This is a genomic window from Streptomyces sp. NPDC060031, assembly GCF_042736805.1.
Classification (GTDB): Bacteria; Actinomycetota; Actinomycetes; order Streptomycetales; family Streptomycetaceae; genus Streptomyces.
Genome location: NZ_JBHWVM010000008.1, coordinates 1 through 25443, shown reverse-complemented (window position 1 = coordinate 25443; position 25443 = coordinate 1). Strand labels below are relative to the sequence as shown.

At 72.6% G+C, this 25443-nt stretch carries 20 protein-coding genes and 1 pseudogene; 4 read left to right on the top strand and 17 right to left on the bottom strand.

What is annotated here, in order from left to right; all coding sequences use genetic code 11:
• Positions 1 to 17: 17 nt before the first annotated feature.
• Positions 18 to 1415 (top strand): cytochrome P450, encoded by a 1398-nt coding sequence (locus ACFWB8_RS05210; protein ID WP_385222698.1) that lies wholly within the window; start codon positions 18 to 20, stop codon positions 1413 to 1415.
• 68 nt (positions 1416 to 1483) lie between these two features.
• Here ACFWB8_RS05210 and ACFWB8_RS05205 read toward each other — a convergent pair.
• Together ACFWB8_RS05205 and ACFWB8_RS05200 are read right to left on the bottom strand one after the other, a co-directional pair.
• Positions 1484 to 1634 (bottom strand): annotated as a pseudogene (locus tag ACFWB8_RS05205) (IS5/IS1182 family transposase); the annotation flags it as partial.
• A 423-nt stretch (positions 1635 to 2057) separates the two neighbouring features.
• Entirely contained in the window at positions 2058 to 3635 is a 1578-nt protein-coding gene (locus ACFWB8_RS05200) for an MFS transporter (protein WP_385222695.1), read from the bottom strand.
• Between the two features lie 83 nt (positions 3636 to 3718).
• On the opposite strand from ACFWB8_RS05200, the gene ACFWB8_RS05195 reads away from it, so the two are divergent.
• Entirely contained in the window at positions 3719 to 5794 is a 2076-nt protein-coding gene (locus ACFWB8_RS05195; protein WP_385222692.1) for a prolyl oligopeptidase family serine peptidase, read from the top strand.
• A 96-nt stretch (positions 5795 to 5890) separates the two neighbouring features.
• Here ACFWB8_RS05195 and ACFWB8_RS05190 read toward each other — a convergent pair whose 3' ends face one another.
• From ACFWB8_RS05190 to ACFWB8_RS05165, 6 genes are all read right to left on the bottom strand, one after another.
• Positions 5891 to 6871 carry an ABC transporter ATP-binding protein gene (locus ACFWB8_RS05190; RefSeq protein ID WP_385222689.1) on the bottom strand — a complete coding sequence of 327 codons (981 nt, stop codon included), beginning with the start codon at positions 6869 to 6871 and terminating at the stop codon, positions 5891 to 5893.
• Positions 6868 to 7869, bottom strand: a complete 1002-nt coding sequence (locus tag ACFWB8_RS05185) for an ABC transporter ATP-binding protein (protein WP_385222686.1) — start codon at positions 7867 to 7869, stop codon at positions 6868 to 6870. The genes ACFWB8_RS05190 and ACFWB8_RS05185 overlap by 4 nt, the downstream gene beginning before the upstream one ends.
• Positions 7869 to 8855, bottom strand: a complete 987-nt coding sequence (locus ACFWB8_RS05180) for an ABC transporter permease (protein WP_385222684.1) — start codon at positions 8853 to 8855, stop codon at positions 7869 to 7871. The genes ACFWB8_RS05185 and ACFWB8_RS05180 overlap by 1 nt, the downstream gene beginning before the upstream one ends.
• On the bottom strand, positions 8852 to 9802 hold the full coding sequence (locus ACFWB8_RS05175; RefSeq protein ID WP_385222681.1) for an ABC transporter permease: 951 nt from the start codon (positions 9800 to 9802) through the stop codon (positions 8852 to 8854). The genes ACFWB8_RS05180 and ACFWB8_RS05175 overlap by 4 nt, the downstream gene beginning before the upstream one ends.
• Positions 9803 to 9824: 22 nt before the next feature.
• Positions 9825 to 11567, bottom strand: a complete 1743-nt coding sequence (locus ACFWB8_RS05170; protein ID WP_385222678.1) for an ABC transporter substrate-binding protein — start codon at positions 11565 to 11567, stop codon at positions 9825 to 9827.
• A gap of 183 nt (positions 11568 to 11750) precedes the next feature.
• Entirely contained in the window at positions 11751 to 12401 is a 651-nt protein-coding gene (locus ACFWB8_RS05165) for an HAD family hydrolase (protein WP_385222676.1), read from the bottom strand.
• Positions 12402 to 12537: 136 nt separating this feature from the next.
• Here ACFWB8_RS05165 and ACFWB8_RS05160 point away from each other — a divergent pair, with 136 nt between their 5' ends.
• Positions 12538 to 13485, top strand: coding sequence for an SMP-30/gluconolactonase/LRE family protein (locus tag ACFWB8_RS05160; protein WP_385222673.1), 948 nt, complete (start codon positions 12538 to 12540; stop codon positions 13483 to 13485).
• 41 nt (positions 13486 to 13526) lie between these two features.
• Here ACFWB8_RS05160 and ACFWB8_RS05155 read toward each other — a convergent pair whose 3' ends face one another.
• The 9 genes from ACFWB8_RS05155 to ACFWB8_RS05115 all read right to left on the bottom strand — a co-directional run bounded on the left by ACFWB8_RS05155 (position 13527) and on the right by ACFWB8_RS05115 (position 23701).
• Positions 13527 to 14237 carry a GntR family transcriptional regulator gene (locus tag ACFWB8_RS05155; RefSeq protein WP_385222670.1) on the bottom strand — a complete coding sequence of 237 codons (711 nt, stop codon included), beginning with the start codon at positions 14235 to 14237 and terminating at the stop codon, positions 13527 to 13529.
• A gap of 56 nt (positions 14238 to 14293) precedes the next feature.
• A complete protein-coding gene (locus tag ACFWB8_RS05150) occupies positions 14294 to 15211 on the bottom strand; it encodes an ornithine cyclodeaminase family protein (RefSeq protein WP_385222923.1) in 918 nt (305 codons plus the stop codon).
• A gap of 47 nt (positions 15212 to 15258) precedes the next feature.
• Complete coding sequence (locus ACFWB8_RS05145; protein WP_385222668.1) at positions 15259 to 16278, bottom strand: proline racemase family protein; 1020 nt, start codon at positions 16276 to 16278, stop codon at positions 15259 to 15261.
• Positions 16275 to 17279: a proline racemase family protein gene (locus tag ACFWB8_RS05140; protein ID WP_385222665.1), complete on the bottom strand. Its 1005-nt coding sequence runs from the start codon at positions 17277 to 17279 to the stop codon at positions 16275 to 16277. The genes ACFWB8_RS05145 and ACFWB8_RS05140 overlap by 4 nt, the downstream gene beginning before the upstream one ends.
• A gap of 65 nt (positions 17280 to 17344) precedes the next feature.
• Positions 17345 to 18265: a dihydrodipicolinate synthase family protein gene (locus ACFWB8_RS05135; protein WP_385222663.1), complete on the bottom strand. Its 921-nt coding sequence runs from the start codon at positions 18263 to 18265 to the stop codon at positions 17345 to 17347.
• A 76-nt stretch (positions 18266 to 18341) separates the two neighbouring features.
• Positions 18342 to 19796, bottom strand: a complete 1455-nt coding sequence (locus ACFWB8_RS05130; RefSeq protein ID WP_385222660.1) for an NAD(P)/FAD-dependent oxidoreductase — start codon at positions 19794 to 19796, stop codon at positions 18342 to 18344.
• Positions 19777 to 20106, bottom strand: a complete 330-nt coding sequence (locus tag ACFWB8_RS05125; RefSeq protein ID WP_385222658.1) for a (2Fe-2S)-binding protein — start codon at positions 20104 to 20106, stop codon at positions 19777 to 19779. The genes ACFWB8_RS05130 and ACFWB8_RS05125 overlap by 20 nt, the downstream gene beginning before the upstream one ends.
• Positions 20103 to 21233, bottom strand: a complete 1131-nt coding sequence (locus ACFWB8_RS05120) for an NAD(P)/FAD-dependent oxidoreductase (RefSeq protein WP_385222654.1) — start codon at positions 21231 to 21233, stop codon at positions 20103 to 20105. Before ACFWB8_RS05120 ends, ACFWB8_RS05125 begins: the two co-directional genes overlap by 4 nt.
• 89 nt (positions 21234 to 21322) lie before the next feature.
• The gene (locus ACFWB8_RS05115; RefSeq protein ID WP_385222651.1) at positions 21323 to 23701 is read right to left on the bottom strand and encodes a collagenase; all 2379 of its coding nucleotides are present in this window, start codon (positions 23699 to 23701) and stop codon (positions 21323 to 21325) included.
• A gap of 180 nt (positions 23702 to 23881) precedes the next feature.
• Here ACFWB8_RS05115 and ACFWB8_RS05110 point away from each other — a divergent pair, with 180 nt between their 5' ends.
• Positions 23882 to 25267 carry an aminopeptidase P family protein gene (locus ACFWB8_RS05110; RefSeq protein WP_385222648.1) on the top strand — a complete coding sequence of 462 codons (1386 nt, stop codon included), beginning with the start codon at positions 23882 to 23884 and terminating at the stop codon, positions 25265 to 25267.
• Positions 25268 to 25443: the final 176 nt, after the last annotated feature.

Sequence of the window (25443 nt, the reverse complement as noted above, 5' to 3'; positions counted from 1 at the left end):
GCGTCAAGGGGGCGGCCATGGGCGTGGATCGGGACACGGGTAGCGGTACGGGGATCCCCGAGCTCGCGGGAGGGGCGGTGCTCGGGTCGCTCTTCGACCTGAAATCGGACTCGATCGGCACCTATCTGCGCGCCCTGCGCGAGCACGGTGACGTCGTCCGGATCACCGCGGGGCCGCCCGGACTGCGTGCCGAGCTCCACTGCGTCTTCTCCGCCGAGGGCGTCCAGCAGGTCCTGGCGGCTCAGGCGGCCAACTTCCGCAAGGACAACCCCTTCTACCAGGAGATCCGGGACGCCTTCGGCAACGGCCTGCTGACCAGCCAGGACGAGGACTACCTGCGCCAGCGGCGGCTGGTCCAGCCGCTGTTCACCAAGCGCCGGGTGGACGGGTACGCGGACGCGGTCGCCGACGAGACCCGGTCGACCATCGCCGCCTGGACCCAGGCGGCGGACGGGGTCGTCGACGTCGCCGACGAGATGATGCACCTCGCCCTGCGCGCGGTCGCCCGGATCCTCTTCGGCACGGACGTGGACACCACCGTCGATGTCGTGGACCGGTGTTTTCCGGTCATCACGCAGTACGCGCTGCGCCGGGGCTACTCCCCGGTCAACATCCCGCGCAACTGGCCCACCCCGGGCAACCGGCGGGCGGCCGCCGCGATGGACGAGCTGTACGCCGCCTGCGACAAAATCATCGCCGAGCGACGCGGCGGCGGCCCGGCCGAAGGGGGCGAGGACCTGCTGAGCCTGCTCGCCGCCGCCACGAGCACGGACGACGGGGAGTTCGACGCCACCGAGCTGCGCGAGCAGGTGCTGATCTTCCTGCTCGCCGGGCACGAGACGACCGCCACCTCGCTCGCCTTCTCCCTGCACCTGCTGGCCCGCCACCCCGAGTCGCAGAGCCGGGCCCGCGAGGAGGTCTTGCGCGTCCTGGGCGACCGTACGCCGGGGGCCGCCGACCTCGACCGGCTCCCGTACCTGACGCAGGTGCTCAAGGAGGCGATGCGGCTGTACCCGGCGGCCCCGGCCATCGGGCGGCGCGCGGTCGCGGCCTGCGAGATCGACGGGCACGCCGTCCCGGCGGGGGCCGACGTGATCCTCGCGCCCTGGGTGACGCACCGCCACCCCCGGTACTGGCCGGACCCGGAGCGCTTCGACCCCGACCGCTTCACCCCGGAGGCGGAGGCGGCCCGGCCGCGCTACGCCTGGTTCCCCTTCGGCGGCGGTCCGCGCGCCTGCATCGGGCAGCACTTCTCGATGCTGGAGTCGGTGATCGCGCTGGCGATGATCCTGCGGGCCTACGAGTTCGAGGCCGTGGACACCGAGGTCCCGGTCACCGCCGGGATCACCCTGCGCACCACCGGCCCGGCGCGCTGCCGGATCCGCCGACCGGACGACTGGATCGCCGACGCCTGAGGCTTGCCCCGTAAATGATCTACGAGTCGCCTCGGGCGTGGCCGGCCGCGTGGCGGTCCGCTCGCCTGTCCGGCGAGGGCGAGGTTGTGCATGCGGGCGATGCCGAGCACGGCGTGGTGGACGCCGACGGTGGGGCATGACCAGTCCGGTGCCGGGATAGCCGCCGTCGGCGATCGTCATGGTCCGGCCGACGGCGGCGGGGCTGGAGCGCCAGCATCGCCGTGATCGCACCAGCCATTCCAAGATCATTTCACCCGCGACCGGCAGCTCCTGGACGGCTTCGTGTCGACCGTAGAGTGCGGTCATGGATGAGATCCCCTGGTTCGAGTACGAAGAGGACGACCTGGACGCCGCCCAACGCGCGTTCGTGGACGTTCTGGCCGAACGCGCGGGATCCTGGCTGGTGGACCCGCTCGACACTGTCGTGCTGCCCTCGGCGCACACCTTCGACGGCCAGCTGATCGTCTATCTGGACATCGGTGACCCGCAAAGCAACCGGGGAGTTCTGACGGTGGGCGCCCACTTCGACGGGTCCGTCGTCCGTGGGGTCGAACTCCACAACCAGGACTTCACTATCCGGCAGGCCGCCAGTGAGTTCGTCTTCGAAGCCGCGGGCAGCCCTAAGGAGCTGGGGAACAGCTCTCAGGCGGATTCCCGGCCCGAAACCGCCGGTCCGGCCGGCGCCGGCACGTGGTTGCCCTGGAGGCGTGCGAGGTCGGAGGGGCGGACCTGGATCGCGAACACCGCGATCACCGCCCCGACCAGGGTGAACAGCGCCGCCGCCACGAAGGCCGCGGACACCCCCGAGGTCAGCACCTGGTCGGCCCAGGGTTTCGGGAGCTGCCCGGTCCGCAGGAAGAGGGCCTTCTGCTCGGGGCCGGCCGCGGCGAGGAAGGACGGCACCTGCTCCTTGGCCTCGTTGCGGCTGGCCGTGCCGAAGACGGTCACCAGGATCGACAGGCCGAGCGATCCGCCCACCTGCTGCATCGTGTTGAGCAGCCCGGACGCGGCGCCCGACTCCCGGTCGGGCACGTTGGACAGGGCCATCAGCGTCAGCGAGACGAACTGCAGGCCCATGCCGGTGCCGAACACCAGCATCGGGCCGAGGATGCTGCCCAGGTACGTCGAGTGGACGTCGGTCTGCGTCAGCCAGCCCAGCCCGGCCGCGCAGCACAGCGCGCCGGCGACCATGAAGGGCTTGGGCCCGTAGGTGGGCAGCAGTTGTGAGGTGACCCCGGCCGCCACCGCGACCATGGCGCTGACCGGCAGGAAGGCGAGACCCGCTTGCAGCGGGCTGAAGCCGAGCACGTTCTGGACGAACAGCGTCAGGAAGAAGAACATCCCGAACATCGCGCACGCGAGCATGAGCATGATCCCGTACGTCCCGGCCCGGTTGCGGTCGGCGAACATGTGCAGCGGGGTGATCGGCTGGGACGAGCGCCGCTCGTTGACGATGAACAGCGTGAGCAGCACCACGGCGGCGGCGAAGGACGCGAGCGTGAACGGGTCGCGCCAGCCGTCCTGGGACGCGCGGATGAATCCGTAGACGAGCGCGACCATGCCCCCGGTGCCCAGCAGTGCGCCCAGGAAGTCGAAGTGCCCGGGGTGGCGTGTGGACTCCTTGATGACCCGGGACGCCATCACGGCGATCAGCAGGGCGATCGGGACGTTGACGAAGAACACCCAGCGCCAGTTGAGCCATTCGACGAGGAGGCCGCCCGCGAGGAGCCCGATCGCGCCGCCGCCCGCCGAGACTCCGGCGAACACGCCGAACGCCCGGTTGCGTGCCGGGCCTTCGCGGAAGGTGGTGGTGATCAGCGCGAGCGAGGTCGGGGAGGCGATGGCGCCGCCGACCCCCTGGAGGGCGCGGGCCGCCAGCAACTGGCCCTCGTTCTGGGCGAAACCGCCGAGGAGGGAGGCCAGGCCGAAGAGCAGGACGCCGAAGATGAAGACCCGCCGCCGGCCGAGGATGTCGCCGGCGCGGCCGCCGAGGAGCAGCAGGCCGCCGAAGGTGAGGGTGTAGGCGTTGACCACCCAGGACAGGCTCTCGGTGGAGAAGCCGAGTGCGGTCTGGATGTGCGGCAGCGCGATGTTCACGATGGTGATGTCGAGAACGACCATGAGTTGGCAGGAGGCGATGACGAACAGGGCAAGCCCGTGGCCGCTCCCTCGGACCTTGCCGTCGGTCCCGTTGCTGTGCGGCAGTGCGTTCGGGTCCACCCAGTCGACGCTATGCCCGCCCTCCGGAGGCCACCACTCGAATGGCCTAGGCCATGTGATATTTCACATGCCACACTGGGATCATGGACGAATTCCTCAGGCTCTCCGCCGAAACGGCCCGGTTCACGTACGGCGCACCGCGTGCCTTCACCTTCGGCGACGACGGCCGGCTCCTCTGGTTCCTCCGCTCCACCGGCCCCACCGACCCCTTCGACAGCCTCTGGGTGCTCGACACCGCCACCGGGACCGAGTCCCGCCTTGCCGACCCCCGCGCACTGTGCCCCGAGCCGGGCGAGCTCCCCGTCGCCGAGCGCCGGCTGCGCGAGCGGATCCGCCTCGTCGCCGCCGGGATCGGCTCGTACGCGCTCTCCGGTGACGGCCGCAGCGCCGTCTTCGCGCTGTACGGGCGGCTGTACGGCGTCTCCTGCGACGGGGCCGGGCAGCGGCCCGGCGCCGCGCCCGAGGAGATCCCGGCCGCCGGACCCGTCTTCGACCCGCGGTCCAACGCCGACGGCTCCCGTACCGCGTACGTCACGGCAGACGCCCTGCACACCGCGCCCGGCGGCCGGATCAGCCCCGACGACGGGGCCCGCTGGGGCGTGGCCGAGTTCGCCGCCGCCGAGGAGCTGGGGCGGGCGCGGGGCCACTGGTGGTCCCCCGACGGCCAGGCCCTGCTCGCCGCCCGGGTCGACGAAAGCGCGCTCCAGCGGCGCTGGTTCGCCGACCCGGCGCGGCCCGAGCTCCCGGCCGAGGACTTCGCGTACCCCGAGGCGGGCGGCCCCAACGCCGACGTGCAGCTCTGGGTGCTCGGACCGGCGGGGACCCGGGTCCGGCTCGACTGGGACGCCGAGGCCTACCCGTACGTCTCCGAGGCGGGCTGGGAGTCGTATGACGAGATCCTGCTGACCGTGCAGGACCGGCTCCAGCAGTGTGTCCTGCTGCTGTCCGCCGACCCCGCGACCGGGCGGACCCGGGAGCTGTCGCGCACCACGCACGCCCAGTGGGTGGACCCCATGGTTCCGGGCACCCCGGCGCGGTTGCCCGACGGGCGGATGCTGACCGCCGCCGACACTCCCGCTGGGGCCGCGCGCGGCCTCGCCGTGGACGGGCGGCCGCTCACCGGGGAGGGGATCCAGATCCGCCGCGTGGCCGGGGTCCACGAGGGCGGGCTGCTGGTCGAGGCCGGGCTCCGCGACCCCTCCGAGCAGCAGGTTCTGCTGCTCGACCCCGCCACCGGCGAGCCGAGGCCGGTGGCCGACGGGCCCGGGGTGCACACCGTGACCGCCTCGGCCGGGGCCCTGCTGCTCACCTGCGCCGACGCGGACGGGATCCGGCGCACCGTACGCACCGCCGACGGGCGGGAGCTGACCCCCGGCGACCTGTCCGCGCCGCTGCCGTACCGGGTGGTCCCGGTGCTGGAGCGGGTCACCGAACACGGCGTGCCCACCGCGCTCGTGCTGCCGCGCGGCCATGTCCCCGGCCGGCGGCTGCCCGTGCTGGTCGACGGCTACGGCGGGCCCGGCTACCAGGACGTCAGCGCCGAGCCCCGCCGCTGGCAGGCCAAGCAGTGGTGGGCCGACCAGGGCTTCGCCGTGGTGAGCATCGACAACCGCGGGACCCCGTACGTCTCGCCCGCCTTCACGCACGCCATGTACCGCGGCTTCTCCGAAGTCACCCTGGACGACCAGGTCGCCGCCCTGCAGGCGCTCGGCGCGCGCCACCCGGACCTCGACCTCGGCCGCGTCGGGGTGCGCGGCTGGTCGTACGGCGGCTACCTCTCCGCGCTGGCGGTGCTGCGCCGTCCGGACGTCTTCCACGCGGCGGCCGCCGGGGCCGCGCCGACCGACTTCCGGCAGTACGACACGGCGTACACCGAGCGGTACCTGGGCCTGCCGCAGGAACACCCGGAGGTCTACGAGCGGGACTCGCTGATCCCCGACGCCCCGAAGCTGACCCGGCCGCTGCTGCTCGTGACCGGCCTGGCGGACGACAACGTCCACCCCTCCCACACCCTGCGCCTCTCCCAGGCCCTGACGGACGCGGGCCGTCCCCACCAGCTGCTGGCCCTGCCCGGCGTCACCCACATGACCCCGGGCGGCACGAGGGAGAAGGTGATGGCGCTGGAGCTGGAGTTCTTCCGCCGCGAACTGGGCCGCTGAGCCGCGGCGAACCGGGCCGCCGAGCCGGCGCGGACACGGCGCAGGGCCCCGGAGACGCCATTGGCTCCGGGGCCCTGCCCTTCCCGTGGATCCCCGTCAGTTCCCAGGGAAGTGACACGCCACCTCGCGGGAGGCGGCAAGCCGCAGCAGCGGCCGTTCGGTGCGGCAGACCTCCTGCGCCACGGGGCAGCGCGGGTGGAAGGTGCAGCCCGAGGGCGGGGCGGCCGGGCTCGGCGGGTCGCCGAGCAGCACGATCCGCTCGCGCCGCCGCTCGGCCGCCGGGTCGGGCAGCGGAACGGCGGACAACAGCGCCCGGGTGTATGGGTGCTGGGGGTTCTCGTAGAGGGACTTCTTGTCCCCGATCTCGACGATCCGGCCGAGGTACATGACGGCGACGCGGTCGCTGACCCGCTTGACCACGGACAGGTCGTGCGCGATGAACACGTACGCCAGGCCCAGTTCGGCCCGCAGCCGCTCCATCAGGTTGACGATCTGCGCCTGCACGGAGACGTCGAGGGCGGAGACCGGCTCGTCGGCTATGACCAGCCGGGGGCTGGTGGCGAGCGAGCGGGCGATGCCGATGCGCTGCGCCTGGCCGCCGGAGAACTCGTGCGGGTAGCGGTCGATGTGCTCGGGGATCAGCCCGACGAGCTCCATCAGTTCGGCGGCCCGCCGACGGGCCTCGGCCGCGCTCGCCCCCTGGACCAGCAGCGGATCCGAGATGATCCGGGACACCGTCTGGCGGGGGTTGAGGGAGGAGTGCGGGTCCTGGAAGACCATCTGGATGTTCTTGCGCAGGGGTCGCAGCGCGCCCTGGGAGAGCCGGCTGATGTCCTTGCCCTCGAACTCCACGCTGCCCGCGGTGGGTTCCAGCAGCCGCACCAGCATCCGGCCGGTGGTGGACTTCCCGCAGCCCGACTCCCCGACCAGGCCGAGGGTCTCGCCGGCCCCCAGGTCGAAGGAGACCCCGTCCACGGCGCGCACGGGCGCCCCCCGGCGCCCGGTCAGCGACCGCTTCCCGGGGAAGGTCATCGTCAGGTCCCGTACGGACAGCAGCGGTTCGGTGGTGGTGCTCATCGGGTCACCTCGGCGGGGGTTGCCGCGCCGGCCCCGGCGAAGTGGCAGGCCACCGTGCGCGGCGGCCCGTCCCCGTACGCCGCCAACTCGGGCCGCGCTTCGCCACAGCGGGCGACGGCCTTCGGACAGCGGGGGGCGAAGGCGCAGCCGGACGCGGGCGCGAGCAGGGACGGCGGGGAGCCGGGGATGAAGGGCAGCGGCGCGTCGTCGGGGGTGTCGAGGCGGGGCAGCGAGTCCAGCAGGCCCCGGGTGTAGGGGTGCGCGGGGTCGGCGAACAGCTCGTCGACCGGGGCCTGTTCGGCGGCCCGGCCGCCGTACATGACCAGGACCTCGTGGGCGACGCGGGCGACGACCCCCAGGTCATGGGTGATCATCACGACGCCGAGGCCGCGCTCCTGCTGGAGCCGGGCGATCAGTTCGAGGATCTGCGCCTGCACGGTGACGTCGAGGGCGGTGGTCGGCTCGTCCGCGATCAGCAGTTCGGGCTCGCAGGCCAGCGCCATGGCGATCATCGCCCGCTGGCGCATGCCCCCGGAGAACTGGTGCGGGTACTCCCCCGCCCGTCGGGCCGGCTCGGGGATGCCGACCTCGCCGAGCATGTCGACCGCGCGCTTGCGCGCGGCGGCCCGGCCGGCCCGGAAGTGGACCCGGAAGTGCTCGGCGATCTGCTCGCCGACCGTGTAGTAGGGGTGCAGGCTGGACAGCGGATCCTGGAAGATCATGGCCATCTTGCGGCCGCGCACGGCGGAGAGCTCCTTTTCGGAGAGGCCGGTGAGCTCCCGTCCGGCGAGCGCGACGGATCCGCCGACCTCGGCTCCGCGGTGCAGGCCCATGACGGCGAGGGAGGTGACCGACTTCCCCGAGCCGGACTCGCCGACGATGCCGAGGGTGCGGCCGGCTTCCACCGTGAAGCCCAGCGAGTCGACGGCCCGTACCGGGCCGCGCGGGGTGGTGAACGTGACGTGCAGGTCGCGTACTTCAAGCAGGGGAGCGGCCATCAGTACCTCACCCTCGGATCGATGACGGCGTACAGGAGGTCGACGGCGAGGTTGGCGACGACGATGAAGAAGGCGGCGAGCAGGGTGACGCCGAGGACCACGGGCTGGTCGGAGGTGACGAGGGCGCCGTAGAACAGCCTGCCGACGCCCGGGAGTCCGAAGATGGACTCGGTGATCACGGCTCCGGCGAGCAGCCCGCCGAGGTCCATGCCGAAGATGGTCAGGATCGGGGTCATCCCGGAGCGCAGCCCGTGCTTGACGACGACCGTGCGCTCGGGCATGCCCTTGGCGCGGGCGGTGCGGATGTACGGCTCGGCCATCGCCTCGATCATCGAGCCGCGGCTCTGCCGGGCGTACATGGCGGCGTACAGCAGGGCCAGCGCGGTCCAGGGCAGCAGCAGGTTGGTGGCCCAGGCGAGCGGATTGTCGGTGAAGGCCTGGTAGGTGGGGTACGGCAGCAGTCCGGCGACGCGGATGACTCCGTAGATGAGCATCACGGAGGTGAAGTAGACGGGCAGCGAGGCCGCGGCGACCGCGCCGATCATCAGGGCCTTGTCGGTGGCGGTGTCCTTGCGCAGCGCGGCGGTGACGCCCGCGCCGAGGCCGAGGACGAGCCAGAGCACGGCGGCGCCGAGGGCCAGGGAGGCGGAGACCGGGAGACGGTCCATGAGCAGGTCCCACACCGGCAGGGAGTTCTCGTACGAGTAGCCCAGGCAGGGGAAGTCGCACTGGACGGCGTACTGACCGGTGCCGAGGGTGCGGCCGGTGAAGATGCCGGTGAGGAAGTCGGTGAACTGGCGCCACACGGGCTGGTCCAGGCCGAGGTACTCGCGTACGTCGGCCAGCCGCTCGGCGCTGCAGGTCTTGCCGCAGGCGGCCGCGGCCGGGTCGGAGGGCAGGACGTAGAAGATGAGGAAGGTGACGGCGGCGATGGCGAGGAGCACGCCGGCGAGGGCGAGGAGCCGGCGCAGGAGGTAGAGGATCAACTGCGGCCGCCCCTCGGGTCGAGGATGTCGCGCAGGGCGTCGCCGAGGAGCGTGAAGGCGAGCACGGCGAGGAAGAGGAACACGCTCGGGATGACGAAGTACATGGGGTCGGTCTCGTAGAAGGCGACGGACTCGGCGATCATCTGGCCCCAGGACGGGGTGGGCGGGCGGACACCCACGCCGAGGTAGCTGAGCGCGGCCTCGGTGCTGATCATCCCGGGGATGAGCAGGGTGGTGTAGGCGATGACCGGGCCCGAGACGCCCGGCAGGATGTCGCGGGTCAGGATCCGCCAGGAGCTCGCGCCGCCGACGCGGGCGGCGTCGACGTACTCGCGGTGCTTGAGGGAGAGCGTCTGGCCGCGGACGACGCGGGCGACGCCGGGCCAGCCGAAGACCCCGATGACGGCGGTCATCAGGACGATCCGGTTGACGTCCTTGGCCACCGACAGCATCGCGATCATGAAGATCAGCGAGGGGAAGGACATGGTCAGGTCCATCAGCCGGGACAGGACCGCGTCGGTGCGGCCGCCGAAGTAGCCGGCGGCGATCCCGGCGGCGGTGCCCGCGACGACGACGATGGCGGTGGCGGTGAAGGCGATGAGCAGGGAGACCTGGGCGCCGTGGACGACGCGGGCGAACAGGTCGCGGCCGGTGACGGGTTCGACGCCGAGCCAGTGCTCGGGGCTGATCCCGCCGAAGGAGCCGAGGGGCTGGCCCCCGAGGTAGGGGTCGATGGCGGTCTTGTCGAACTGGTCGGGCGACCAGCCGCCGAGGGCGCCCAGCCAGGGGGCGGTGGCCGCCATCAGGACGAAGAGCAGGACGACGCAGAGACTGACGCGGACGGCGGGGCGGCGTCGGAGTTCCCGCCGGGCGAGCTGCCAGGGGCTGCTGCCGGGCGGGACCTCCTTCACCTCCGGATCACCGACGGCGGGCACGGTGGTGGTCATGGCGCTGTCTTGTCCCCGGCCCTCAGCCCTGGCTCTTCGACGGGTCCTTGAGGCCGACGGTCCCGTAGTCGATCTCGCCGGTCCACGCCGGGTGCCCGAAGGCGCCCGCGATGTTGGGGCCGACGAGCAGCGGCTTGCGCTCCAGCTGGATCGGGATGGACGGGGACTTCTTCATGAGCTCCGCGTCCAGGTCGATCCAGGCCTGGTTGGCCTGCTTCGCGTCGGCCATGTTGTTGATCTCGTCGATCCGCTTGCTGGTCGCCTCGTCGCGGAACTGGCTGTAGTTGCCCTGGTTGCCCTTGTCCTTGATGGTGCGTCCGTCGAAGACGAAGGGGATCCAGGTGGAGCCGGAGGGGTAGTCGGGGCACCAGCCGGCGAAGGTCATGTCGGGGGTGGTGGAGAGGTCGCCGATGACGTCGTAGTACGCGCCCGGGTCGACGGTGTCGATGACGACCTCGACGCCCGCGCGGGCGAGGCCCTGCTGGAGGGCCTCGCCCACGGCCTTGTCGCCGGTGGAGACGGCGAGCGAGACCTTGATCTTCTCCTTGCCGGCGGCCTTCAGCAGTTCCTTCGCCTTGGCCGGGTCGCCGGCCGGGGCGATCTTCAGCGTGTCGGGCTGCTTGCCGCCGGACAGGGCCGGGGGCAGGTAGGCGGTGGCGATCTCGTTGAGGGCCGGACCGCCGCCCGCGGTGATCACGGCCTCCTTGTCGACGGCGTACTGCATGGCCTCGCGGACCTTCGGGTCGTCGAACGGGGCGCGGGAGTTGTTCAGGTAGAGCATCTCCGTACAGCCCTTGGTCTCCGCGAGCAGGCGCGCCTTGACGTCCGGCTTGGGCAGCACCTTGGGTGCGCTTTCGGGGCGCATGTCGAAGTACTGGACGGTGGAGGCGTCGGCGCCCTCGCCGCCGATGATGCGGTCGTCGATCTGGCCGCCCTTGAGGCCCATGACCATCACGAACTTGTCGGGGTAGGCCTTGCGCACGGTGTCGGTCTTCGCGTCCCAGTGCTCGTTGCGGACGAGCACGAGCTTCTTGTCGCGGTCGTACGACTCGATCTTGTACGGGCCGGAGGAGAACGGGCGGGAGTCGTACTGGGTGCCCTTCTCCTGGGACTGCGGGACCGGCGCGAAGGTCGGCAGGGTGGCGGTGGCCGAGAACTCGGCGACGGGACGCTTGAGTTCGAAGACGATCGTGCGGTCGTCGGGGGTCTTGACGGAGTCGAGGTGCTTGCCCTGGAGCGGTCCCTTGTACCCCTCGGTGCCCGCCAGGTACTGGGCCGCGTAGTCGGGGCCGCCGGTGAGGTCGGGGGCGAAGGAGCGCTCGACGTTGTACTTGACGTCCTGAGCCTTGATCGGCGAGCCGTCCTCGTACTTCAGGCCCTCCTTGAGGGTGAAGGTCCAGGTGCGGCCGCCGTTGGAGGGGGTGCCGAGGTCGGTGGCGAGGTCGGGGACCAGCTCGCTGCCGGCCTTGCCGGGCTCGGCCTTGAAGGTGACGAGCGTGCGGTAGAGGAGGCGGGTCCCGAAGTCCATCGTCGGCAGCACCCAGTTGCGGGCCGGGTCGAGGTGGGCGAAGTCCTGGTTGGACAGGACGGTGAGCGTGCCGCCCTTGACCGGTGTGCCGCCGAGCATCTTGCCCTCGTTGGCGGCGGCGGGGTTGGAGGCCCCCGCGCCCGACGAGCCCTTCTTGGGGTCGGAGCAGCCCGATGCGCCGAGTGCGAGAGCTGCCACCAGAGCGGTGGCGAGGGCGAGTTGGGTGCGCTTGGTCATGGGGTCACTCCAGTGAAGGGCCGCGCTCTACGATGTGACCGGTAACATAGTAATGTGAAATTGTACTGACAAGGGGTTCGTACCGCCGTTACCCAGCCGTGTCCAAATCCCGCCCCCGGTGGCGGCGTTGGGGAGGCCCGCCCCCGGACCCGCCCGCCGGCCAGGCCCGGGGGCGGGCCGGCGTCACGGCGCGGCGAGCAGCTCCGGCAGCCTGCGCATGTCGTCGAAGACGACCGTCCCGGGACCTTCGAGGCGCTCGGCGGGCGTCGGTCCCCCGGAGTAGCCGAAGACGCGCATCCCGGCCGCCCTGGCCGCGCGCACGCCCGGCCCACTGTCCTCGACCACCGCGCACACCTGCGGGTCGAAGCCCATCCGCCGGGCGGCGTGCAGGAAGAGGTCCGGGGCGGGCTTGCCCCGGGAGACCTCGCTCGCGCTGTAGATACGGCCCTCGAAGTGGGCGTACAGCCCGGTGCGGCCCAGCGTGTGCCGCATCTTCTCGTGCGAGCCGCTGGACGCGACGCAGGTCGGCAGGGTGAGTGCGGCGAGCGCCTCGGGGAGCCCGTCCACCGGGTCCAGCCCGAGGTCCACCGCGTCCCGGTGCCGCTCGATGAGCAGCTTCCACCAGAGCCCGGCCGTCCGCGCGCCGAGCCGCTCGGTGAGCTGCTCGACGATCGACTCCTTGGCGCGCCCGATGAAGCGCTCGATCACCTCGTCGGCGGTGAGCGGCCAGCCCAGCTCCGCCCCGAGCGCCACCTGGAGGCGTACGGCGAGGCGTTCGCTGTCGACCAGGACACCGTCGCAGTCGAATATCACGAGTTCTATCGGCTTGATCATTCCCGCAGGGTAAGCGGTGGTGTGATCCACAACTCTCCATCTGGAATCTCCTTGTGGCGGCCATAGATCATCCTGCAATCTTCACTACAAGCCGGATCACATTCGGCGGTGACGTCTGTAGGAAGGGAAGGGCCCCATGACCAGCGAGCGCCCCGGGCTGTACGAGATGCTCGACGACCGGTTCCGTACCGGACGGTGCATGAACGGTGACGACGCTCTGGAGGTCCTGTACACCGGCTGCCGCTGGGCCGAGGGGCCGATCTACGTGCCGGCGTGGCGGCAGGTCGTGTGGAGCGACATCCCCAACGACCGGATGCTGCGCTGGGACGAGGAGACGGGCGCCGTCAGCGTCTTCCGCCGCTCCGCCGGGCACACCAACGGCAACACCCTCGACCGCCAGGGCCGGCTGATCACCTGTGAGCAGGGCAACCGCCGCGTGACGCGCACCGAACACGACGGCACCATCACGGTGCTGGCGCAGCGGTGGCAGGGCAAGCGCCTGAACAGCCCGAACGACGCGGCGGTGAAGTCCGACGGATCGATCTGGTTCTCCGACCCGGACTTCGGCATCACCAGCGACTACGAGGGCTATCGCGCGCAGAGCGAGATCGGCTCCAACAACGTCTACCGCATCGATCCGGCCACGGGCGAAGTGCGGCTGGTGGCCGACGGTTTCGGCGCGCCGAACGGGCTCGTCTTCTCGGACGACGAGCGGCAGCTGTTCGTCTCCGACACCCGGGCGGGCTTCCTGCGGGTCTTCGACGTACGCGATGACGGCACGCTGTCCGAGGGCAGGGTCTTCGCCGAAGCGGCCCCCGGCAAGGCCCGCTTCGACAACCTCCGCTTCGACGACGGCGGCCGGCTGTGGGTCGCCGCGATGGACGACGGGGTGCACTGCTACGACCCCGACGGCACCCTGATCGGGCGGCTCAACGTCCCCGAGGCGGTGGCCAACATCTCCTTCGGCGGCGCCAAGCGCAACCGTCTCTTCATCGCCGCCGAGACCAGCCTCTATTCGGTGGTCATGGGCGTCACGGGCACCCACCCGACCGGACCGGGGCGCCGGCCCTGGCTGGAGGGCTGAGGGCGCCCCGACCTCCGCTTCGCGGATCCGGGCCGGACGGCCTAGAGACCCGAGCCCAGGCGGGGCATCGTGCGGCCGACCGGCTCGTCACGGCCCTGGGCCCACAGGGAACGGACGTGGCCGAGGTGGCGCAGCATGCACTCCTCGGCCGCGTCGGCCTCGCCGGCGATCATCAGGTCGAGCAGCTCGATGTGCTCCTCGGCGGAGGAGACCAGCTTGCCGGCCTCGTCCAGGCCCGTCAGGCCGTACAGGCGGGAGCGCTTGCGCAGGTCATTGACCGTCTCGACGAGCCGGTCATTGCCCGCGAGCGCCAGCAGGCTGAGGTGGAAGCGGCGGTCCGCCTCCAGGTAGCCGATGAGGTTGTGCTCGCGCGCGCTGGTGACGATCTCCTCGGCGATGGGGCGCAGCGCCTCCAGCTGCCCGGGCGTGGCCATCCTCGCGACCCGGCCGATGGTCGGGACCTCGATCATCGTGCGCAGTTCGGTGTACTGGTCCAGGTCTCGTTCGCTGACCTCGGTGATCCTGAAGCCCTTGTTGCGGACCGGCTCGACCAGGCCTTCGCGGGCCAGGTCGAGCATGGCCTCGCGCACGGGGGTGGCCGAGACGCCGAGTTCGGCCGCGAGGCCGGGGGCCGAATAGACGCTGCCGGGGCGCAGTTCACCCGCTATCAGGGCTGCTCGAAGGGCGTGGCCGACCTGGTCGCGAAGCCGTTCCTGAGCCTTGATGAGACTGTGCTGCTTCAGGTCGCCCATTGCTTTTCCTCCGAGACCCTTCACGCCACCGACGTGCAGGGCAACAGCGTACAATGTCACGTTGCGCTGTTGGCCCCGGCGGCGACGTACATCGCCACCGCCACAGCGAGATCCTCCCAGGCCATGCCCACGCTCTTGAAGAGCTGTGGACAACTCGCCGCCCCGCCCGCCGGCATCCGGCCCGACACCAGGTCAGCCAGGGTGCCGCTGATATGACCGGGCCCGATCGCCCCCTCCGCCTCCGGTACCAGGAGGTCCCCCGCCTCCCGCAGCGCCGCCGCACGCGACTCCACGTACACCGCGGCGCGCCGCACCAGCGCCGTATCGGTCTCGCGGGCCGTCGGCTCGTGCGAGCCGACGGCGACGACGGTTGCGCCCGGGGCCACCAGCCGCCCGTCGAAGAGGGGTTCGCGGGCCGTGGTGCAGCAGACGACCAGATCGGCGTCGGTCACGTCCCCGGCGGTCCCGGTCCTGGCCCGGACCCCCAGCGTACGGGCGTACTCGGCCAGCTCGCGCGCCCCCTCGGGCCGCCGCGCGACCACCACCACCTCGGCCAACGGCCTTACCGCCAGCACCGCTTCGAGGTGCCCGTACGCCTGCGGCCCCGCCCCGAAGAGCACCAGCCGCAGCGCCCGCCCCTCCGGGGCCAGGTACCGCAGGGCCAGGGCCGACACCGCCGGGGTGCGCAGGGTGGTCAGCGCCGCCCCGTCGAGCAGGGCCAGGGGGCGCAGGGTGGGGCCGTCCAGCAGCAGGTACGACCCGGTGATCCGGGGCAGCCCGCGGCCCGGGTTGTCCGGCGCGACCCCGGCGATCTTGACCCCGGCGTACGCCCCGGTCGCGGCCGGCATCAGCAGCAGTTCCCCGCCCGGCACCGTGAGCGCGGTGCGCTGCGGGCACGCCTCCGGGTCCAGCCCGGCCCGCAGGGCTTCGGCCAGCGCGTCGGCCGCGCCGGCCGGGGTGAGCAGCCCGGCCATGGCCTCGGCGCCGAGCTGCGCGATCCCCGGCGTCGCCGCGTGGCCCGTCACAGCGAGAACCCCGTGCCGAGCGCGTCGTACGGGTCGACCGTGAAGGTGTGTTCCCCGGTGCGGTACGCCGTGCCGGTGACCTCGGTGACGCCGCCCTCCAGCATCCGGCCGGTGAACACCGTGCCCGTCACCGACTCGTGGAGGAGGTCCTCCCCCGCCCCGAACCGGCCGTCCTCGGCCAGCAGCGCGAGCCGCGCCGAGGTCCCGGAGCCGCAGGGCGAGCGGTCGACCTGCCCGTCCGCGAAGACGGTGACGTTGCGCTGGTGCGGCCCGAACGGGGTGTCGGACAACTCCTCGTACAGGACCACCCCGTAGACCCCGGAGAGCAGCGGGCCGTCCGGGTGCCAGGTGGCGGGGTGGGTGGCGAGCGCGGCCCGGACCTCCTGCCCGGCCCGTACCAGCGCGGGCAGTTCGGCCCGGGAGACGCCCAGGCCCAGCTCCCGCGCCCGGAGCGAGGCGTAGCAGGCCCCGGCGTGCGCGATGTCCACCTCCGCCAGGCCCAGCGACGTGGCGACCGGCACCTTGCGGGCGCCCACCCGGGCGGGGACGTTGCGGAAGGTGACCCCGGTGGTGCGGCCCCCGTCCCGGTGCACGGTGGCGGTGACCCGCCCGGACGGCACGTCGATGCGGACCTGCGCGTCCCCGTCGTCGGGGGCGGCGACCAGGCCGGTGTCCACGGCCCAGGCGCCGAGCGCCATGGTGCCGTGCCCGCAGGCGGTGGAGTAGCCGTCCTTGTGCCAGAACAGCACCCCGAAGTGCGCCCCGTCGTCGTCGGGCGGCACGACGAACCCGCCGTACATCCCGGCGTGCCCGCGCGGCTCCTGCACCAGCAGCCGCCGTACGTCGTCCAGCGGTCCCCGGCGCGGGGCCGTACCCGACCCCCCGGGTCCGATGGCGGTGGCGCAGCGCTCGGCGACCGTGTCACCGGGTGCGGGGGCGAGCGTGCCGGAGGTGAGGTCGACGATCCGGAAGGGCTCGCCTGCGGTGTGGTAGTCCACCGTTCGAACGGTTGTCACAGCAGGAACCCTCCGGGGAAGGGGTCGGTGGGGTCGAGGAAGTACTGGGCGGTGCCGGTGATCCAGGCCCGCCCGGTGACGGTGGGCACGACGGCCGGCAAACCGCCGACGGTGGTCTGCGCGACGAGGCGGCCGGTGAACTCGGTGCCGATGAAGGACTCGTTGGCGAAGTCGGCGCCGATCTCCAGGAGGCCCCGGGCGTGGAGTTGGGCCATGCGCGCGCTGGTTCCCGTACCGCAGGGCGAGCGGTCGAACCAGCCGGGGTGGATGGCCATGGCGTGCCGGGAGTGGCGGGCGTCGGAGCCGGGGGCGGCGAGGTAGACGTGCTTGACCCCGGCGATGGAGGGGTTCTCGGGGTGGACGGGCCGGTGCTCGGAGGCGTTGATCGCGTCCATGATCGCGAGCCCGGCGGCGAGCAGGTCGTCCTTGCGGGCCCGGTCGAAGGGCAGGCCGAGGGCGTCGAGTTCGACGAAGGCGTAGAAGTTGCCGCCGTAGGCGAGGTCGTAGGTGACCGTGCCGTGGCCGGGGACGTCGGCCTTGAGGTCGAGCCCGGCGCAGAAGGAGGGCACGTTGGTGAGGGTGACGGCGGCGGCCGCCCCGTCCTCGACCCGGACGTCCACGCTCACCAGCCCCGCGGGAGTGTCGAGCCGGACGGTGGTGACCGGCTCGACGACGGGCACCATCCCGGTCTCGACCAGGACGGTGGCGACCCCGATGGTCCCGTGCCCGCACATCGGCAGCAGACCCGACACCTCGATGTAGAGCACCCCGAAGTCGGCGTCGGGGCGGGTGGGGGGCTGCAGGATGGCGCCGCTCATCGCGGAGTGGCCGCGCGGCTCGTACATGAGCAGGGTCCGGATGTGGTCCAGGTGCTCGATGAAGTGGAGCCGCTTCTCGGCCATGGTGGCGCCGGGGATCACCCCGACCCCCCCGGTGATCACACGGGTGGGCATGCCTTCGGTGTGCGAGTCCACCGCGTGGTAGATGTGGCGCGTGCGCATGGGTTCCCCCCGGCGGGTCGGGACCTGTCCGGCCGATCTCCCGATCGGGCCGGATACGTCGTCGGTCAGTTGAGGCCCTCGGCGAGGGCCTTCTCGGTGGCGGCGCGGACGGCGGCCTCGATCTCGCCGGTGAGCGGGAAGCGGGGCGGGCGGGTGGCGCCGCCGGGTCGGCCGGCCAGGTCCATGGAGAGCTTGATGGCCTGGACGAACTCGGTCTTGGAGTCCCAGCGCAGCAGGGAGTGCAGGGACTTGTAGAGCGGCAGGGCGGTGGCGACGTTGCCGGCCACGGCGGCCCGGTAGAGGTCGGCGCAGGAGCGCGGCAGCGCGTTGGGGTAGCCGGCGATCCAGCCGACGGCGCCGGCGAGGGCGAGTTCGAGGAGCACGTCGTCGGCGCCGATGAGCAGGTCCAGGCCCGGCGCGAGTTCGGCGATCTCGTACGCCCGGCGCACGTCGCCGGAGAACTCCTTGACGGCCACGATGGAGCCGTCCGCGTACAGGCGGGAGAGCAGCGCCGGGGTCAGGTCCACCTTGGTGTCTATGGGGTTGTTGTACGCCACGACGGGCACGCCCGCGCGGGCGACCTCGGCGTAGTGGGCGCGGACGGTCGCTTCGTCGGCGCGGAAGGCGTTGGGCGGCAGCAGCAGGACGGAGCCGGCGCCCGCCTCGGCGGCCTGGTCGGCCCAGCGGCGGGCCTCGGCGCTGCCGTAGGCGGCGACGCCGGGCATGACGCGGGCGCCGTCGCCCGCGGCCTCGACGGCGGTACGGACCACGCGCGCCCGCTCCTCGTCGGTCAGGGTCTGGTACTCCCCGAGGGAGCCGTTGGGGACCACGCCGTCGCAGCCGTTGGCGATGAGCCAGGCCACGTGCTCGGCGTAGGCGTCGTAGTCGACGGAGAGGTCCTCGCGCAGGGGCAGCGCGGTGGCGACCATGATTCCGTGCCACGGGCGGTTGCGGGTGGACGCGGGCGCGGGGGTGTGCGAGGTCATGAGAGAGCTCCCTAGAGTGGTGTGTGACATTTTACTAGTCCGTATACGACGGCCACAAGAGCCGCGGGACGTCTGATCAGCGCTCGCTCGCGGGCAGTTGCGCGAGGTGCGCCAGCGGGACCGGACAGGACAGCGGCCTGCGGTCGGGCGCGGGCCCGTCCCCGGCGAGGGCGCAGACGGCCGGTCCGCACATGCGGCCCTGGCACCAGCCCATGCCCGCCCGGGTGAGCAGTTTGACGGTGCGGGCGTCCCGCGCGCCCAGGTCGCGCACGGCCTCGCGGATCCGGCCGGCCGGGACCTCTTCGCAGCGGCAGACCTCGGCGTCGTCGCGCAGCCAGTCCGTCCAGCCCTCGCCGGGGCGGTGGGCGCCGCCCATCGCGTCGGCGAAGGCGCGCAGCCGGGCGCGGCGGCGGGTGAGCCGGGCGGGGGCGGGCCGGCCGGCGATCGCGAGGGCGGCCAGTTCACCCTCGGCCAGGGCCAGTTGGGCGCCGCCGATGCCGCCGGTCTCGCCGGCCGACCAGATGCCGGGGACGGAGGTCCGCTGCCCGGCGTCCAGGTCCAGCGCGATCGTTCCGTCGGCGCTGAGGCGGGTGGCGCAGCCGAGGCCGGTGGCCAGCTCCAGCTGGGGCACCAGGCCGTGGCCGACCGCGAGGGCGTCGCAGGGGATGCGGCGGCCGGTGCCGGGGACCGGGCGCCAGTCCCGGTCGAGGCGGGCCACGGTGACGGCCTCGACGCGGTCGGTGCCGTGGACCTCGGTGACGGCGTGCCGGGTGAGGAGGCGGATGTGGTGGCGCAGCAGGGCGCTGCCGTACGTGGCGCCTTCGGCGAGCTTGCCGGGGTTGCGCAGCAGGGCGGGGGCCTTGTCGGCGTAGCCGGTGTACGAAGCCGCCTCCACCACGGCGGGCACGGTGGCCCCGGCGGCGGCCAGCGAGCCGGCCACGGCGAGCAGCAGCGGCCCGCTCCCGGCGACGACCACCCGCTGGCCCGGGAGCACGAGCCCGCCCTTGAGCATGGCCTGGGCCCCGCCGGCTCCGACCACCCCGGGCAGGGTCCAGCCGGGGAAGGGCAGTTGCCGCTCGTAGGCCCCGGTGGCGAGCAGCACGGCCTTCGCCGGGACGGCCGCGGCGCGCTCCTCGGGGCCGTGGCCGGCGACCGCGTGCAGCATCCAGCCCGAGCCGTCCGGGACGACCGACCAGACGTGGTGGCCCGGAAGGTGGCTGATCCTGCCCGCCGACACATGGGCGCGCAGGGCGGCTTCGCGGGTCGCGAAGTCGGCCCACCCGTGGTGCAGCGCCTCGGGCCGGGCCGCACCCAGCCCGGGCGCGGGGTGCCGGTAGTACTGCCCGCCGGGCCTCTCCCCCGCGTCCAGCAGGGTGACACGGAGCCCGAGCCCGGCGGCGGTGACGGCGGCGGCGAGCCCGGCGGGCCCGGCGCCGACGACGGCCAGGTCAGCAGTCCGGGCCGGCCCGGTCGCCCCCGCCGACTCGGACGGCGCGGCCGACTCGGACGGCTCAGACGGCGAGGTCGGCATGGCCGGTTCCCTCCTGGGTGGTGACGGTGTCCCCGGGGTGGGCCGGGAGCAGGCAGGCGCGTTGGTTGGGGCGGCCGTTGACGGTGACGAGGCAGTCGTGGCAGCTGCCGATCCCGCAGAACGCGCCGCGCGGGGCGCCGCCTTCGCGGGTGGTCCGCCAGGCGAGGATCCCGGCGGCCCACAGCACCGCGGCGATGCTCTGCCCCGCCTGCGCGGACAGTTCCCGGCCGTCGAAGCCGATGGTGTACGTCGCCGCCGGGCTGCCGCCGACCAGCGAGCGGGGGGTGCGGTCGCGGTTCTCTGCCTTCATACGGCTGCCTCCGCGAAGCGGTCGGGGCGGAACGGGTTCAAGGGGAGCGGGGGTTCGGCGCCCGTCAGGGCCGCGGCGATCAGGGCGCCGGTGCCGGGGGCCAGGCCGATGCCCGCGCCCTCGTGGCCGCAGGCGTGCAGCAGGCCCGGCACCCGGGGATCCGGGCCGATCGCCGGGAGGTGGTCCGGGAGGTACGGGCGGAAGCCGTGGTAGGTGCGCAGCACCCGCACCCCGGCCAGGACGGGGAAGAGCGCCGCCGCCTGGGTGGCCAGGCGGCGCAGCGCCTCCATCGAGAGGGACCGGTCGAAGCCGACCCGCTCACGGGTGGCGCCGATCAGCACCGGACCCGACGGGGTGCCCTCGACCACCGCCGAGGACTGCAGGGCCGCGGAGCCACTGGCGACGTCCGCGATGTAGTCGGCCGCGTAGACCTTGTGCCGGACCACCCTCGGCAGCGGTTCGGTCACCAGGACGAAGCCGCGGCGCGGCAGGACGGGCAGCGCGGTCCCGGCGAGGGAGGCGACGGCGCCGCCCCAGGTGCCCGCCGCGTTGACGACCGCCGGGGCGAGCAGCTCCCGGCGCGCGGTGCGGACCCCTCGTACCCCGCCGCGCCCCAGGAGGACCTCCGTCACCTCTTCGCCGAGGTACAGCTCGGCGCCCGAAGCGGCCAGCAGCCGGGCCGCGGCCTGGGCCGGCTGGACCTGGGCGTCCTGCGGATAGTGGAAACCGCCCGCCAGGCCCGGGGCCAGGTGCGGCTCCAGTTCGTGGAGCGCGTCCGGCCCCACCAGGGCGACGTCGACCCCGGCCGCGCGCTGGCCATCGGCGAAGCTCCGCAGCGCCTTGACGGTGGTCTCGTCCCGGGCGACGACGAGCCCGCCCTTGGCCTCGTACTCGATCGACCCCGGGAGGACGGCGGCCAGTTCCCGCCAGAGCCGGGTGGACAGGAGCGCGAGGTCCAGTTCCGGGCCGGCCTCCTTGTCGGAGACGAGCAGGTTGCCCTCCCCGGAGCCGGTGGTCCCGCCCGCGACCGGGCCGCGGTCGACGACGGCCACGGAGAGTCCGGAGCGGCTCGCGTAGTACGCGCACGCGGCTCCGACGACGCCGGCGCCAATGATCACGACGTCCATGGCAGTAATATGTCACATTCTTTAGGGGGTGCCTAGGGTTGCCCGGGCCGGTCCCGCCCCGTTCTCATACGGGACCGGCCCGGAGCGGATCAGCTGCGGAGCGGGCCCTCACAGCTGTAACTCGACGTGCCGGCGACGTGGTTGGTCCAGATCTCCACCGCGCCGAAGGAGCAGTTCATGTCGGCCAGGTTGTTCGAGGCCGCCCCCGCCCGGTCGAGGATGAAGTAGTCCACCGTCTCGGACATGTCCTTGAAGTTCTGGTCGTCGCTGCGCCAGTTCTTCAGGTTCGCCGTGATCCGGCCGGTACAGGTGAAGCGGCGCTTGCCGGCGTCGCCGTTCTCCACGCAGTCCGGCGTGTTGTAGGTGGCGGTCGCGAAGGCCGACTTCACGTTCGCCAGCGCGGAGTCGCGCAGCTGGTCGTTGGGCGTGAAGCTGGTGTTCGGCACGTAGAGCTGGTCGACCTTGGCGATCTGCGCGTCCAGGAAGCGGGTGTAGTCGCGCTGGAGGTAGGCGTCCGCGCCCATCCGGTAGCGCCAGGCGTCGTAGCCGGCCACGTCGTTGGCGCGCAGGTGGGTGTACATCTCGCGGAGCAGCGAGGGCTTCTCGGTCCACAGGAACTCGAAGAACGTGCCCGCGTAGTTGTAGAAGCGGAAGCCGTCGCCGTCGTAGGTGGCGTTGAGCAGCTGCTGGATCGACATCCGCGGACCGCCGCCAGCGGTGTCGTTGATGATGCCCTTCACCAGGGACTTGCGGACGGCGATGCCGTTGTCGCGGGTGGCGCCGTCGAAGAACTCGGCGGTGCCTTCGTCCATGGCCGTCGTACGGTCGCTCTCGTACCAGGGGCCCTGGCCGAAGAAGCCGGGGACGGCGAAGCGGCCGTTGAGGTAGTGCGTGTACTCGTGGCGGAAGAGCTCCTCGAGGGTGAGGGAGGAGTCCTGCGGGACGCGGCGCTGGTACGTGTAGAAGGTGGCGCCGTTCTCGATGTACATGCCGCCGTTGTTGGTGCCGTAGCCGTTCAGCATCGTCTGGTACGTCACGTAGTCGGCGCGGGAGGCGTACAGCACGATGTTCAGCGTGGTGTTGGGGTCGCCGGCCAGCGGCTGGTCGGTCCCGATGACCCGGTGGAACTGCGTCTTGACCTGCTTGCTCGCGTAGTAGAGCTGGTCGACGGTGGCCCGGTCGAGGGCCGTGCGGACCTTGATGGCGCCGTTGTCGTAGACGTAGGTGTTCGGGAAGAGCATCTTCTCGATGTCCTCCTTGCACACCCCGTACGGCTTGCACGCCTCGTAGGTGTTGAGCCAGGAGACGATCTTGGCCCACTGCTCGCTGCCGTTGCCCCACGCGGTCTTGACCTGTCCCAGGAGCCCACCGAGGTCGGCGACGACCTGGTCCCGGAGGCCGTCGATCTGACCGAAGCGGCCGTACTCGCCGAGCGCGTCGCGGGCCGCCCAGTCGTTGGCGGTCCCCTTGAGGTGGGTGTACCCGGCGAAGGCCTTGAAAGCGGCCCGGTAGCCGGCGTCGGCCTTCGCCGCCGCGTGGAAGGCGCTGTCCTGGTTGCCCGGGTACACACCGAGGTAGTTGACGGTGAGGGCGGCGAGGACCGCGCCGCCCCAGGCCGCGTCGCGGTTGGTCGCGGTGTGCGACGCGTCCAGGGTGGCCAGGACCTTCTTGACGAGGCCGATCTGATGCTGGCGCAGGCCGGGGCCGGTGGCGTAGAGGGCCTCGCGCAGGGTCCGGGCGTTGGAGGCGGTGACGTCGAAGGTGTGCGCGGCGTCGCCGAAGTCGACGATGGCCCGGCGCATGGCGTCGACGGTCGCGGCGTCCGTGAGGTCGATCTCGGGGCGCGAGAAGTCGTGGTAGACGGACGCGTGCAGGAAGGTGAACATCTCCTCCAGGTGCGAGGAGTTGCGGCCGTCGTGGGCGGCGGCCAGGCCGGATATCCGGCGGGAGACGGCCTGGACGTGCGCGTCGGACATGACGGGCGCCAGGCGGGCGTCCCAGGTCCAGATCAGTCCGCGCAGACAGCCGTCGGCGGTGACGGCCGGGTCGGCCAGGAAGTCGGCGAACTGCTCGGGGCTGAGGCCGGTGATCCCGTCGAGGGTGCAGGGGACGCCTGCGGCGACGCTCTTCGCGGTGGGGGCGGCCTGGGCGGCGGCGAGCCCCCGGCCCTTCTCCGTGCGCTCGGCGGGAGCGGCGGCGGCCGGGGCGGCACCGGGGACACGGCCGTCGGCGGCCAGCCCGCCGGGAGCCTGGGCCGTCGCCGGCGCGGCCTCCTTGGGCGAGGCGAGGTGGTCGACCTCGTCGAACGGGTTACCCGAGGCGCCGGGCGCCTGGGCACCGGCGAACGCGGCCGGCGCCGGGGCGGAAGCCGGGGTCTCGGCCGCCTGCGTGACGGCCTGCCCGGCGGAGGCGAGGAGGGTCACGGCGACGGCGGAGGCGAGGAAGGAAGAACGCACAGCTCTGTGCATGGGCACCGAGAACTCCTGAGTGGGGAGACTGAAGTGGGGGGGTGGTGCGTGAACTGGCCTGCTTCACACCGCGTTTAACGGGGATTAATAAACCGCGGTGTGAGCTGTAACATAGTAATGTGAAATTGCACTGACAAGACCTGTGCGCCCACCAGTTCGCATCTTCTTGAGGGAGCCCCCGTGACCGACACCCCCTCCCGCCCCACCGCCGGCCTCAACATCGGCAGCCATGACCTGCCGGTCTCCGCGGAGTTGTCCCGGTTCATGGCGTCCGACTGGGCGCCCTCGCCCCTGCCCGACTCCAGCCGGATTCCGGCGTACGCCGTCACCCCCGCCCGCCGCGCCCGCCTCTCGGCCCGCTTCCCCGGGGAGCGGCTGATCGTCCCGGCCGGGGAGCTGAAGGTCCGCTCCAACGACTGCGACCACCGCTTCCGGCCGCACAGCGCGTACGCCTGGCTGACGGGGCTGACGGGCGAGGACCAGGTGGGCCACGTCCTGGTGCTGGAGCCCGCGGGCCCGCACGGACACGAGGCCGTCCTCTACCTGCGCCCGCGCTCCCCGCGCACGGACGGCAACGAGGAGTTCTACCGGGACCGCCGGTACGGGGAGTTCTGGGTCGGCCGCCGCCCCGACCTCGCCGAGGCCGAGCGGCTGACGGGGCTGCGCTGCGCCCATCTGGACACGCTGGGCTCACCCGCGGGCCGCAACGCCGCGACCGATGGCGAACTGGCCGCCGCGCTCTCCGAGTTGCGCCTGGTCAAGGACGCCTGGGAGGTGGAGCAGCTGCAACTGGCCGTCGACCACACCACGGCCGGTTTCGAGGACGTCGTACGGGCCCTGCCGCGCGCGCTGGCCCACCCGCGCGGGGAGCGGTGGATCGAGGGGGTCTTCGGCCTGCGCGCCCGGGCGGAGGGCAACGGCACCGGCTACGACACGATCGCGGCCTCCGGCGCGCACGCCTGTGTCCTGCACTGGATCCGCAACGACGGGCGGCTGAACGGGGACGAACTGCTCCTGCTGGACGCGGGCGTGGAGACCGACACCCTGTACACGGCCGACATCACCCGCACCCTCCCGCTGTCGGGGCGCTTCTCACCCGTCCAACGGCAGGTCTACGAGCTGGTCCTGGCCGCCCAAGAGGCCGGCATGGCCGCACTGCGGCCGGGCGCGAGCTTCCGCGACTTCCACCGGGCCGGGATGCGCGTGATCGCGGAGGGCCTGGCGGAGTGGGGGGTGCTCAAGCACCCGGAGGGCGACCTGCACCGGCGCTACACGCTGTGCAGCAGCGGGCACATGCTGGGACTCGACGTGCACGACTGCGCGAAGGCGCGGGCCGAGACGTACCTGGACGGGGTCCTGGAGGAGGGGCAGGTCCTGACGGTCGAACCGGGTCTCTACCTCCAGCCGGACGACGAAACCCTTCCGGCGGAGCTGCGCGGCATCGGGGTCCGCATCGAGGACGACCTGGTCATCACCTCGACGGGGGCCCGCCTGATGTCGGGCGCCCTGCCGCGCACCGTGGCGGGCATCGAGGACTGGATGGGCAACCTCCTGGCCGGCGCCTGACCTTCCGCACCCGGACGGCCCGCGGCCCGGGGGGGGGGGGGGGGGGCCCCCCCGGGGGGGGGGGGGGGGGGGGGGGGGGGGGGGCGGCGTACCTCAAACGACACGGGGAGAACATGGGCGGGACGAGTGGAGTGGAGCGCTACGAGCTGCTGCGCGCGCAGCGGCCGGAGTTGTTT

Bases quoted from the DNA above. Each gene is read 5' to 3' on its own strand.
- ACFWB8_RS05210 (WP_385222698.1), top strand. From the start codon at position 18: ATGGGCGTGGATCGGGACACGGGTAGCGGTACGGGGATCCCCGAGCTC.
- ACFWB8_RS05195 (WP_385222692.1), top strand. From the start codon at position 3,719: ATGGACGAATTCCTCAGGCTCTCCGCCGAAACGGCCCGGTTCACGTAC.
- ACFWB8_RS05190 (WP_385222689.1), bottom strand. From the start codon at position 6,871: ATGAGCACCACCACCGAACCGCTGCTGTCCGTACGGGACCTGACGATG.
- ACFWB8_RS05185 (WP_385222686.1), bottom strand. From the start codon at position 7,869: ATGGCCGCTCCCCTGCTTGAAGTACGCGACCTGCACGTCACGTTCACC.
- ACFWB8_RS05175 (WP_385222681.1), bottom strand. From the start codon at position 9,802: ATGACCACCACCGTGCCCGCCGTCGGTGATCCGGAGGTGAAGGAGGTC.
- ACFWB8_RS05170 (WP_385222678.1), bottom strand. From the start codon at position 11,567: ATGACCAAGCGCACCCAACTCGCCCTCGCCACCGCTCTGGTGGCAGCT.
- ACFWB8_RS05165 (WP_385222676.1), bottom strand. From the start codon at position 12,401: ATGATCAAGCCGATAGAACTCGTGATATTCGACTGCGACGGTGTCCTG.
- ACFWB8_RS05160 (WP_385222673.1), top strand. From the start codon at position 12,538: ATGACCAGCGAGCGCCCCGGGCTGTACGAGATGCTCGACGACCGGTTC.
- ACFWB8_RS05155 (WP_385222670.1), bottom strand. From the start codon at position 14,237: ATGGGCGACCTGAAGCAGCACAGTCTCATCAAGGCTCAGGAACGGCTT.
- ACFWB8_RS05150 (WP_385222923.1), bottom strand. From the start codon at position 15,211: ATGGCCGGGCTGCTCACCCCGGCCGGCGCGGCCGACGCGCTGGCCGAA.
- ACFWB8_RS05140 (WP_385222665.1), bottom strand. From the start codon at position 17,279: ATGCGCACGCGCCACATCTACCACGCGGTGGACTCGCACACCGAAGGC.
- ACFWB8_RS05135 (WP_385222663.1), bottom strand. From the start codon at position 18,265: ATGACCTCGCACACCCCCGCGCCCGCGTCCACCCGCAACCGCCCGTGG.
- ACFWB8_RS05130 (WP_385222660.1), bottom strand. From the start codon at position 19,796: ATGCCGACCTCGCCGTCTGAGCCGTCCGAGTCGGCCGCGCCGTCCGAG.
- ACFWB8_RS05125 (WP_385222658.1), bottom strand. From the start codon at position 20,106: ATGAAGGCAGAGAACCGCGACCGCACCCCCCGCTCGCTGGTCGGCGGC.
- ACFWB8_RS05120 (WP_385222654.1), bottom strand. From the start codon at position 21,233: ATGGACGTCGTGATCATTGGCGCCGGCGTCGTCGGAGCCGCGTGCGCG.
- ACFWB8_RS05115 (WP_385222651.1), bottom strand. From the start codon at position 23,701: ATGCACAGAGCTGTGCGTTCTTCCTTCCTCGCCTCCGCCGTCGCCGTG.